The organism is Spongiactinospora gelatinilytica (assembly GCF_003236385.1).
Taxonomy (GTDB): domain Bacteria; phylum Actinomycetota; class Actinomycetes; order Streptosporangiales; family Streptosporangiaceae; genus Spongiactinospora; species Spongiactinospora gelatinilytica.
Genome location: NZ_POUA01000282.1, coordinates 1 through 10,424, shown reverse-complemented (window position 1 = coordinate 10,424; position 10,424 = coordinate 1). Strand labels below are relative to the sequence as shown.

Here is a 10,424-nt window from a genome sequence, read left to right as displayed (position 1 = left end):
GCCCCGACAACTCGGCGGGGATCTCACCCACCACCTTGGCGGGCTCCAGCGTCACCTCCTCCGCGACCGGCGCATTGTTGCCCGCGAGATGCAGCGGGACGTTCTCGGCCATGGCGAAACTCCTGTCCGCGCCGATACCTGTCAATGCGACGGTGTTCCAGAAAGGAAATGGGGAGTCGGCCCAGCGTACGGAGATGCCGGGAAGGTCGCGCACATCCGCGTCCGGATTACGGTCGAGCACAATGGGCAGCCAGCCGGAGGCGAGCTGCTCGACCGATTCGATCGAGTCCGCGAGTTCCGTCACTGGAAACCCCCAAGTATCCCGAGTTGACACCTGACCGTCATTGATCAGGTTACAACTTAAGAAGGCATTTGATCGGGTTCAGGCCGGTATCCAGTTGCCGTGGAAGCCCGCCGGGACGCGGACCGGGACGTGTACCTCGGCCAGTGGCGGCGCGGCCGGGTCGGCGGCGTTCAGGATGGCGAGGTAGCTGCGGTCGGTGGCCCGGTCGTGGACGAAGGTCATCAGGTAGCCGTCGTTCTCCGCTGTCCCGTCCCTCGCGACGAACACCGCCTCGCCGCAGGTGTGCCCGGCCGGAAAGCGGTGTACCGCCCGCACCCCGCCGTCGGCCAGGTCGTAGGCGTAGATCTCCGACCGCTCCGGCTCGGCCTCCAGCGCGAAACTGGCCGTGTAGCCGTACCGGTGCGGCAGCCCGATCGCGTTGTCGGCGACGCGCGGGAACTCGCTGGGCGCGTCGTCGATGGGGGCCTCCGCGACCGTGCCGGTGCGCGGGTCCAGGGTCCAGCGGTACAACGTGGGCAGGCCGCCGCCGACGTCCTCGGGACCGCCGCGCCACAGCGACGGCACCCGGGTGCCGGTGACCGTGATGATGCCGGTGGCGGGGTCCTCGAAGGCGTTCATGGTGTGCCAGACGTAGCACGGCGCGATGTCGTACCAGCGTACGGGCGCGTCGTCGCCGGCCGTGCGCGGCAGCACGCCGAACCTGGCCCGGTGGCCGTCGTCCCACCGCCACGGCGGCCCACCGGCGGCGGCCTGGGCCGCGTCGAAGACGACCGGCAGGTCCAGGAAGATCACGTGATCGCGGGTGACGGCGAAGTCGTGCATCATCGTCGCCCGTGGCATGTCGATCGCCCGCGTCTGCGCCACCTTCCCGGCGGCGTCGGCGCGGTAGTACGTCAGGTACGGCGGGCGCAGCCGGTACCCGAAGAACAGCAGCTCACCGGTGATCGGGCAGGTCTTGGGGTGCGCGGTCATCGGCGTGCGCAGCGCCCCGTCGAAGGTGTAGGCCCCGATGGTGGCCAGGTCGGGCGTCACCTCGTACGGGAAGCCGCCCTCCTCCAGCGCGAACAGCCTGCCGGCGTGCGCGATGAGGTGCGTGTTGGCGGTGGTCACCCGGTAGTCGATCCGGCTCGTCTCGGGGTCGAACGCGAGCGCGAAGCGTGATACGCCGGGGTTCTCGTACAGCGGCGTACGTACGTACCGGTTGCGGTACCACCGCGCCCGGCCGCCGTCCAGGGCGACCGTGTGGATCATGCCGTCGCTGGCGAAGGAGTGCGGCGACCAGCCGGTACGCGGGTTCGGCCCGTTCCGGAAGAACTGCCCCGACAACTCGGCGGGGATCTCACCCACCACCTTGGCGGGCTCCAGCGTCACCTCCTCCGCGACCGGCGCATTGTTGCCCGCGAGATGCAGCGGGACGTTCTCGGCCATGGCGAAACTCCTGTCGACGTGTTTTGGGGAACGCCGACAACCATGCTGTGGAAAATCCCCGAACAACAGTCTTGTTTCCGCCGCCTGCATCAGCCGCCCGACATACGCCCAGGTCAGAGCGGTGCAAAATTCTGCGGCAACCCTGCCATTTAACGTCTGACCTGTATCTATGCCGCATAAGCGAAGCGTTGATCGCTCGCCGTCGCGGGCACGCCGCAAATCAAGATCTTTCCCGTTGCCGGCCAGGGGAGACTAGTGTGAGGTAGTGGATCGACGCATCTTCGGCCTGGAAAACGAGTACGGCGTCACATGCACCTTCCGGGGTCAGCGCAGGCTGTCACCCGACGAGGTCGCGCGCTACCTGTTCCGGCGGGTCGTGTCGTGGGGCCGGTCCAGCAACGTGTTCCTGCGCAACGGCGCCCGCCTGTACCTGGACGTGGGCAGCCATCCCGAGTACGCCACCCCCGAGTGTGACAACGTCGTGGACCTGGTCACCCACGACAAGGCCGGCGAGCGCATCCTGGAAGGGCTGCTCGTCGACGCCGAGAAGCGGCTGCGCGAAGAGGGCATCGCGGGCGACATCTACCTGTTCAAGAACAACACCGACTCGGCCGGCAACTCCTACGGCTGCCACGAGAACTACTGCGTGAGCAGGCAGGGAGAGTTCGGGCGGCTGGCCGACATACTGATCCCGTTCCTGGTGACCCGCCAGATCATCTGCGGCGCGGGCAAGGTGCTACAGACCCCGCGCGGCGCGGTCTACTGCGTCTCCCAGCGGGCCGAGCACATCTGGGAGGGCGTGTCATCGGCGACGACCCGCTCCCGGCCCATCATCAACACCCGCGACGAGCCACACGGCGATGCCGAGCGGTTCCGCCGCCTGCACGTCATCGTCGGCGACTCCAACATGAGCGAGACCACCATGCTGCTCAAGGTCGGTGCCACCGACCTGGTGCTGCGCATGGTGGAGGCCGGGATCGTGATGCGCGACCTGTCGCTGGAAAATCCGATCCGGGCGATCCGCGAAGTCTCGCATGACATGACCGGACGACGGCGGGTCCGGCTGGCCAACGGGCGCGAGGCGTCCTCGCTGGACATCCAGCGGGAGTACCTGGGCAAGGCCAAGGACTTCGTGGACCAGCGCGGCGGCGACGAGATCACCCACCGGGTGCTGGAACTATGGGAGCGCACCCTGCGCGCCGTCGACACCGGCGACCTGGACCTGGTGTCACGGGAGATCGACTGGGTGACCAAGTACCAGCTCATCGAGCGCTACCGGAACAAGTACGACCTGCCGCTGTCCTCACCGAGGGTGGCCCAGCTCGACCTCGCCTACCACGACGTCCACCGCAGGCGGGGCCTGTTCTACCTGCTCCAACGCCGCGGCTCGGTGGAACGCGTCACCTCCGACATCCGCACCTTCGAGGCCAAGTCCGTACCACCCCAGACCACCCGCGCCCGGCTGCGCGGCGAGTTCATCCGCAAGGCCCAGGAGAAGCGCCGCGACTTCACCGTGGACTGGGTCCACCTGAAGCTCAACGACCAGGCCCAGCGCACCGTCCTGTGCAAGGACCCATTCCGCAGCGTCGACGAGAGGGTGGACAAACTCATCGCAGGCATGTGACCAACCGCCACCTCGACCCCCAGCCGCCCCACCTGAGCCATGACCGGGCCCGCCTGCGGCATGCCGGATGCCGCGGTCGCCCGGCTTCCGGGCCCGGTTTCCCGAACCGGCCGGGACCGTCGCCCGCGATCGAAGTCTGCTCGATCGCGGACCTGCCGACGCCGCAGCAGGCCGCAAGTAGGTCAGCAGCGACGGATCGAAACCATGGTCGTGCAGGTCCGGCCCGCAAGGGGCCCTTCAGCGCAGATCGAACCGCAGCCGCCCCGATCGCCACCTCATCGGACACCACGGGGCCGGCAGGCTCGGTGGCACCGACGGACGCCCGTTGACCGGCGCTGAGAGGACGTCAGGATCTTCAGGACACTACAAGTTCCTAGAGAATCCGAATCCTGGTGATCTTGTGGATCCAGTCGTGTCCCGGTCTGTCGTAAACCCAGTAGTCGCCTCTGCCCAGCAGCATGCCGACTTCCGGGCCACCCAGGTCATCGATGTACGTGATGGCAACGTTGTTGTTCCCCGCCCCGATGTACTCGACGCCGTAGATGGCCACGCCGACCGAGCCCGCTTGCGCGAAGCAGTGGTCGTCCTGCCCCTGGTTGTTGTTGATCCAGAGGTAGTTTGTGTCGTTGCAGCCCACCTTTACGATGGCGTGCGCAGGGGTGGCGGTGAATGTGACCAGGGCCGCGAGTGCGACGGCGGAGGCGGTGAGAACCTTGGGAAAAGCTAGCTTCATTACCTACACTACTTCCAGTGGAGCGGTGTTGTCAGGAGGAGCTTCACCCATATCTCTGATCATCCAGCAGTCCACTCTGTGCTCATTCTGTGCCCATTCTCTGTCCACTCCGTCTCCCAGCCTGCTACGCCAACGGCCACGTCCAGGCTGCAATGCACCCGTGACCTGCGCTGCTAAGGGGTGATCTGGGGGATGACACAGTTGTTCTTCGGGGGGCCGCCCTCGGGCCAGGCGATGCCCTTGAGGGCCAGTTTTTCCGAGGCCGGGTCGAGGTGGACGACCGCGAGGGCCTTGTTGTACGGGTTGCCCGCGCTGGTCAGGCAGATCCAGCCGCTCGCCCCCTGAATGCGGAAGCTCGAATTCAGCGTGGACATGACCTCTTTGACATGCTCGACCTCAGGGACTTCCGACTTGCTGAGGGCCACGGCCTTTGTGAGCGCGTTCCTGGCGGTCAGGATCACATCGTGGGTGATTATGGTCCGGCCGTCGTCGAGGGCGACCGGGCCGATTCCGGCGGCGGCGATGTCCGCCCGGAGTTTCTTCAGGGCCTCTCTGGGCTCGGTGAGATGGCGGGGCGGTTCTTTGGCTCCCGGGTTTCGCTGCCACCAGGCCGACACTTCACGCTCCCAGGCGTCGGGATGGGCCGGGGAGGCGTACTCGATGTGGACCGCCGGCTTACCGCTTCCCGGGTCGCCGCGCAGCAACCGGCGTTCCCGCTCGTCCAGGCGGCTGTCAAGTGTCGTGGCGTCCGATCCCGTGACCACGGTGTAGGACTTCTTCCTCGCGCAGTACGTGTCGGCGAGCTGGTTGACGAAAAGCTTCAGATGAAGTGCCCGCCCGGCGAAGTAGACGTATCGTGCGTTGGATTCGCACAGATTGAGGGCCAGGTGCTCGAAGCGGTTCGGGACCGTGCCGACCACCTCGATTCCGTCAGACTTGAACGTCATGTCCTGCACGCCGGTGCCCGGCCTGTTGTCGCGCGCCGAGGTGAACGCCTCGCGCAGCGATTCGTTGTAGTCGTCGCCCGGCCGTACGTCCGCGACCAGCGCGGTCTCCGCGCCGGCCAGTTCGTGTTCGAAGGTGAGCAGCGCGTCGGCCTGTTCCCCGGCGGCCGACACCACGCGCGCGAGCCCGGGGAACGGATGGCGGGCCGTGTCCGGGGTCTCCGGATTGGCGAAGTCGTCGGACGTGACCAGGCCGGCGACGACCGGAAGACCGGCCATCTTGGTCATGTGGCTCATTGCGTTCTTTGTGTGGTCCAAACTGAGGTTGAACCCCGCCACGACGCGCAGATTCGGTTGCCCGAGAACGTCGTCCACGATCTTTTCCCAGTGCCGGTACCCGTGGCCGGGATTGGCGAGGGCGAGGCGGATGGCGGGCTTCGCGCCGTCCTCGCGGTTCGCCTGGAGCTGCGCGATATAGGCCCCCTGCACTTCGCTGAGGATCTGCCGCTGGACGGCGGGATTGGCGGACTCCAGCGGGATCACCAGGGCGACCGTCGCATGGCTCATGGACGAGATTCGGATGTTCTCCTTCTCGATGGCCGCGAAGATCTTCTTCATGCCGTCGAATTCGGGCATGAAAACGCCGCTGCCATCGGAGACCCCCACGCATTCGCCGCCCTCTTTGTGCAGCCCCTCGCCGCAACTCGACAGAATCCGCCTGGCGAAGATCACCCCACCGGCGGCGAGCGCCAGGACGACCAGGGCCGCCACGATCACGGTCACCGGTCCCGGCCCGTGCAGGCGTGGCGGTGGCGGCGAGTCCGGAGAGGGGGCGGGGGCGGGCCGTACCGGGAGCAGGCGGCTGCGCAGCGGCTCTTCCCCGCCGCGTTTGCGCTGCTCTCCGGCCTGCTCACGGTCCGCGAAGAGTCGCGGGATCTCGATGGCCAACTGCGCGGAGTCCACCGGCCGGTTGGCGCCCTTGCCCGCCGGAGCAGCGCCCGGGGCGGAGGTCGAGATGACGACGGGATGGACGCGCAGGTTGCCCGCCCTGCCGTCGAAGGCGGCGAGCAGGGCGTCCCTGATCGCCCGCCGGGCCGGGACGAGATCGACGTCTTGGAGCAGGATGATCGGGCGGCGTACCCGGTTGAGGTGGCGGAAGATCCCGTAATGGGCGTCGATGTCGGCCAGGAGGGCATCGACCAGCATCATGTTCTTCTCGTCCACCTGCGCGACCGGCGTCTGTTCCGCCGTCAGTTCCGCGGCCTGTTCCGCTCTGGCGCGTAACCGCCGCAGCTCGCCGATCAGCGCCTGCGTGGTACGCGGCGACTGCGGAAACCCCTTCTTCCGGAACCAGCGCAGCGGCCACGACGCCGGAAGCCGGCAGATGCTGATCACGGCGATGATCAGGCCGACCAGGCCGCCCTGCTGCATCCGGACGTTCGGATCGTCGATCAACTGCCCGATCCGCCTGCGCAGCTCGGGCAGCCTGGTCCGCCGCGCGTCCCTGACCGCCCTGTTGACCTCCGTCACCAGCCCGGGATCCCGCCGGGCCCGATGCCCGCCCTCGACCTTCCACGCGACGAGCATCGTGTACGCGGCGGCGAACCGGGGGAACACGATCGGAAGCCGGTACGGCGGACGCCCCCCGACCCCGCACCCGTGCGCGATGTTCAGCAGCTCCTCCGCGACCTCCGCATCCAGATCGGGCGGATCGCGCATTTTCTCCGTGGCCGCCTCGGGCTCATTGATCGGCACGATGCCGTGGTAGGTCTTATAAAACGTCGCGAGCCACTTCCGGCAACGTTCGCCATCGGCTTCCACCTGGAGCACCAGCGGGCCGCCCTTACGGGTATATCGGATCTTCCCCCTGCGCAGCCTGTTCCTGATCACCAACTCGGCGAGTACCGCGTCCAGATGTCGATCCACAGCCCGCTCCCGTCCCAGAGCGCCGACGCACATGAAAACCCCCGTTGATGATGGGGACTTTAACTGTGAAACGCCGGAGTGGCCCCACTGTTCAGCAAAGAATAATCCGCGTCCTTCTTCAGACGGGGATGGCGTGACGTTCGGCGAGTCGGCGGACCTCTGTCGCCCAGGACGGCTTGGCGCGGCGCAGCAGGGACTGCACGGACTCTCTTAACAGGATGCGGTGGTCGAGGTCTTCGGGGCTTTCGTGTTCGATGCGCATCAGGTGGAGCAGGCAGCCCGCGTCGTCGCCGGTGTCCTCGCAGGCCCGGACGATCTCGCTCAGGTGGGTGGCGCGCCGCTCCAGGCTCGGTGTCGTGCGGATGTCCACGTCTTCGGAGTAGCGCAGCACGTCGCGGGGGTTACGTACGTCGGACTCCAGGGAGCATACGTGGATCGCCACGTTGGTGGCTGAGAAGAAGATGGGGTCGTACACCTCGCTGCCGTCCACTCGCTGGGCCAGGCGGCGGGCGTCGGTGCGGAGCATCTCCCTGCCGCGTTCGACCTCTCCGGTACGGGCGAGGCCGACGGCCGCGAGTTGGAACATCCCGCCCAAGGCGCGGATGTGCCGTTGGTCGCCGTCGCCGACGTGCGGCTCGAAGTCCTCGATGCCACGCAATACGGTCTCACAGGCGAGCTGGGGCATGTCATACCAGAGCAGCGCCGCCGCGAGGCCCCGGCGAGTCAACCCGATCATCAGTGGGTCGCCCGACTCCTCCGCGTATCGCACTCCTCGGTCCGCCGCCAGATAGGCGAGGTCCACCCGGCTCAATTGGTAGAACAGGCCACGGGTCAGATCGTAGGCGTCGGCCGCGACCCGGAACGCCGCTCGGTCTCCGTCGCGCACCAGGCGTTCGATGTCGACGATCAGGTCGGGCAGCACACGTAGTGTGTCGGTGTAGCGGTGCGGTGAGCTGTACAGACTGGCGCGGGTGGCGGCGACCCTCTGTGCGAGCTGTTCCACCGTGGGCGGCTCGACGTCCTGGACCATTGTCCGGTACGCGAACAGTGTCCGCTCCACATCGCCGATCTGTGGCTGCCCCGGCTGGTGGGTCTCCCTCGGTGGCTCGCCGACGAGAATGGCGGTGCGGACCCCGAGCACTTTGGCGATCTCCCGGAGCATCGGCAGGCTCGGCGTGCGTTGACCGTTTTCGACCAGCTCGATATGGCGCACCGTGCAGCCGACCCGAGTGGCCAGTGCGGTGGTGCTCATTCTCCGGCGTTCCCGCTCGCGGCGGATGGCGCCGCCCGTGTTGGCGTCGTTCATTCGGCCTGGCCCCATTCCCTGGCGTCTTGACAGCATCAGGTTACGGCGTGGCTCCTTTGCCTGCCAGGGGATCGCAAAAATGCGGAAGGTCGCTTATCCGCATGGGCGGATGCGGTATTGATCCAGATTAATCCGGTCAAGAAGTAATGCCGGTTAAGTTATCCGATCTCATCGTTTTCCGGGGGAGAATATCCCGGCGCGGGCCGCCGCGATGGCCGCCTTGGCGGCGCGGTCGGCGGTCGTCTCGTCGAGGGGGTCGCCGCTGGCCAGCAGGCGGTAGTACAGCGGCGCGGAAACCGCGCGGATCACCTCGCGCGGGTCGGTGTCCTCGGGGACCTCGCCCCGGGCGGCGGCCTCGCGCACACAGGGCGCCCATTCGGTGATGCGCGCGTCGTAGAAGCGGCGCAGGGCCGCGGCCGTGCGCTCGTCGTAGGTCGCGGCGGCGATCACGGCCTTGAACAGCGGGCCCTGGCGCGGGTCGGTCAGCGTCGTGTGGACGAGCCGGGCGTGCGCGCCGAGGTCGCCGAGCAGCGATCCGGTGTAGGTGCGGGGCAGCGAGCTTTCGATCATCTCGGTGAGCAGGTCCGTCACCAGCGCGGTCACGGTGCCCCAGCGCCGGTAGACGGTGGTCTTGCCCACGCCCGCGCGCTGCGCGATGTCGGCGAGGTCCATGTGCGCGAAGCCGCGTTCGGCGAGGACGTCACCTGCGGCTCTGAGTACGGCCGCACGCACGCGCGCGGTACGCCCGCCGGGTCGCAGGGTCCCCGGTTCGGCCTCGTCGGCGGTCATAACGGGTCTCCAGTTCCGTTAGTCATGCACTGATGCTATGGTCCTAACGGTACTGGAGAACCGTTAGGGAGTGGGTTGGTATGGAGTACCGGCGACTCGGCGCGTCCGGCCTCAAGGTGCCCGCGCTGAGCTTCGGCGCGGGCACGTTCGGCGGCAGTGGGCCGATGTTCGGCGCCTGGGGGACGGTGGACGCCACGGAGGCCCGCCGCATGGTCGATATCTGCCTGGACGCGGGCGTCACCATGTTCGACACCGCCGACGTCTACTCCGACGGCGCTTCGGAGGAAGTGCTGGGCCAGGCCGTCAAGGGCCGCCGGGACAAGGTGCTCATCTCCACGAAGGCCGGCCTGCCGATGGGCGACGGGCCGCACGAGGCCGGTACGTCACGCTCCCGCCTGCTCACATCGGTGGACGACGCGCTGCGCCGGCTGGGCACCGACCACATCGATCTGTTCCAGTTGCACGCCTACGACGCGGGCACCCCGATCGAGGAGGTCCTGTCCACCCTCGCCGACCTGGTCCAGGCGGGCAAGATCCGCTACACCGGCGTGTCCAACTTCTCCGGCTGGCACCTGATGAAGTCCCTCGCCACGGCGGATCGGTACGGCTATCCGCGCTATGTCGCCCACCAGGTCTACTACTCGCTGGTCGGCCGCGACTACGAGTGGGAGCTGATGCCGCTCGGGCGCGAAGAAGGGGTCGGGGCCCTGGTCTGGAGCCCGCTCGGCTGGGGGCGGCTGACCGGCAAGATCCGCCGCGGTCGGCCCCTCCCCGCCCAGAGCCGCCTGCACCAGACCGCCGACTCCGGCCCGCCCGTCTCCGACGATCACCTCTACGACGTCGTGGACGCGCTCGACGAGATCGCCGCCGAGACCGGTAAGAGCGTCCCCCAGATCGCCCTCAACTGGCTGCTCCAGCGCCCGACCGTCGCCTCGGTGATCATCGGAGCCCGCGACGAACACCAGCTCGGCCAGAACCTCGGCGCGGTCGGCTGGTCCCTGACCGCCGACCAGACGGCCCGCCTGGACAAGGCCAGCGAGATCACCCCGCCCTACCCTTACTACCCGTATCACCGCCCAGGGGGCTTCGCGCAGCTCAACCCCCCGATTCCGATGAACGGCGGAGCAGGTACGTGTCCATGATCCAGCCGTTTTCTGCGCGGGCCTCGGCGCGGGTGTGGCGGATTCGTTCGGTCACCTCGGGGACCGGGCCGGATATCAGGATTTCTTGGGGAGTGCCCAGATACGCACCCCAGTAGATGTGAAACTCGGAAAGTCCGGCGAATGAGCAGTGGGCGTCCAGCATGACCACCATGTCGTCGGCCGTCGGGCCGGATTCGGACAGGCGGCGGCCGGTGGTGAGGTGGAGGG

The 10,424-nt window shown here is 67.6% G+C and carries 7 protein-coding genes and 2 pseudogenes; 2 read left to right on the top strand and 7 right to left on the bottom strand.

Going from position 1 to position 10,424, the window contains the following annotated elements; all coding sequences use genetic code 11:
* Both C1I98_RS43195 and C1I98_RS28085 read right to left on the bottom strand, forming a co-directional pair.
* Window positions 1-304 (bottom strand): annotated as a pseudogene (locus C1I98_RS43195) (hypothetical protein); the annotation flags it as partial.
* Between the two features lie 78 nt (window positions 305-382).
* Window positions 383-1,732 carry a carotenoid oxygenase family protein gene (locus tag C1I98_RS28085; RefSeq protein WP_111170418.1) on the bottom strand — a complete coding sequence of 450 codons (1,350 nt, stop codon included), beginning with the start codon at window positions 1,730-1,732 and terminating at the stop codon, window positions 383-385.
* 265 nt (window positions 1,733-1,997) lie between these two features.
* On the opposite strand from C1I98_RS28085, the gene pafA reads away from it, so the two are divergent.
* Window positions 1,998-3,356, top strand: coding sequence for a Pup--protein ligase (gene pafA, locus C1I98_RS28080; protein WP_111170417.1), 1,359 nt, complete (start codon window positions 1,998-2,000; stop codon window positions 3,354-3,356).
* Between the two features lie 373 nt (window positions 3,357-3,729).
* Here the strand turns inward: pafA and C1I98_RS28075 are convergent, their stop codons facing one another.
* The 4 genes from C1I98_RS28075 to C1I98_RS28060 all read right to left on the bottom strand — a co-directional run bounded on the left by C1I98_RS28075 (window position 3,730) and on the right by C1I98_RS28060 (window position 9,054).
* Window positions 3,730-4,089 (bottom strand): beta/gamma crystallin domain-containing protein, encoded by a 360-nt coding sequence (locus C1I98_RS28075; RefSeq protein WP_111170416.1) that lies wholly within the window; start codon window positions 4,087-4,089, stop codon window positions 3,730-3,732.
* A 173-nt stretch (window positions 4,090-4,262) separates the two neighbouring features.
* Window positions 4,263-6,959, bottom strand: coding sequence for a hypothetical protein (locus C1I98_RS28070; RefSeq protein WP_111170415.1), 2,697 nt, complete (start codon window positions 6,957-6,959; stop codon window positions 4,263-4,265).
* 118 nt (window positions 6,960-7,077) lie between these two features.
* Complete coding sequence (locus C1I98_RS28065) at window positions 7,078-8,265, bottom strand: helix-turn-helix domain-containing protein (protein ID WP_158558213.1); 1,188 nt, start codon at window positions 8,263-8,265, stop codon at window positions 7,078-7,080.
* 168 nt (window positions 8,266-8,433) lie between these two features.
* Window positions 8,434-9,054: a TetR/AcrR family transcriptional regulator gene (locus C1I98_RS28060; RefSeq protein WP_111170413.1), complete on the bottom strand. Its 621-nt coding sequence runs from the start codon at window positions 9,052-9,054 to the stop codon at window positions 8,434-8,436.
* Window positions 9,055-9,134: 80 nt separating this feature from the next.
* Here C1I98_RS28060 and C1I98_RS28055 point away from each other — a divergent pair, with 80 nt between their 5' ends.
* Complete coding sequence (locus tag C1I98_RS28055; RefSeq protein ID WP_111170412.1) at window positions 9,135-10,196, top strand: aldo/keto reductase; 1,062 nt, start codon at window positions 9,135-9,137, stop codon at window positions 10,194-10,196.
* Here C1I98_RS28055 and C1I98_RS28050 read toward each other — a convergent pair.
* Window positions 10,150-10,424, bottom strand: a pseudogene (locus C1I98_RS28050) (precorrin-6A synthase (deacetylating)); the annotation flags it as partial. The gene C1I98_RS28055 and the pseudogene C1I98_RS28050 sit on opposite strands and share 47 nt — an antisense overlap.